Source organism: Corynebacterium sp. HMSC056E09 (assembly GCF_001813425.1).
Taxonomy (GTDB): domain Bacteria; phylum Actinomycetota; class Actinomycetes; order Mycobacteriales; family Mycobacteriaceae; genus Corynebacterium; species Corynebacterium hesseae.
Map to the genome: position 1 here is coordinate 1 of NZ_KV812524.1, position 337 is coordinate 337.

The 337-nt window shown below is 60.5% G+C and carries 1 pseudogene; it reads right to left on the reverse strand.

Features of this window, described 5'->3' with window-relative positions:
- Positions 1 to 268: pseudogene (locus tag HMPREF2912_RS11645) on the reverse strand (IS21 family transposase); the annotation flags it as partial.
- Positions 269 to 337: the final 69 nt, after the last annotated feature.

Genomic DNA, 337 nt, shown 5'->3' on the forward strand with positions numbered 1-337 from the left:
GCTTCACACGCCCTGTGCGTGCTTTGACGACCGCGTCAAAGTCAATCGGGACGAACTCGCCTTGACCGCTGGTGCGTTTATCAACGAATATCTCGTCTAGCTCGTCATTCGTCAACGCCGCGACCTGCTGGGCAGTAGTCAGGCCAAGGCTTCGCAGCGCTTGGTTCGCTCGGGAAATCGCGCGGTGCGAGCACCCGAGCTGGTCTTCAATCTGGCGGTAAGAACGCTTCCTAATCAGCAGCGTCATCACCGCACGGTAATCCGTCATCAGCGGACTCCTTCCAGTACGCGCCGCACCCGAGTGGTGCGGCTACCGGAAGTATCACCCCGAGCGCCG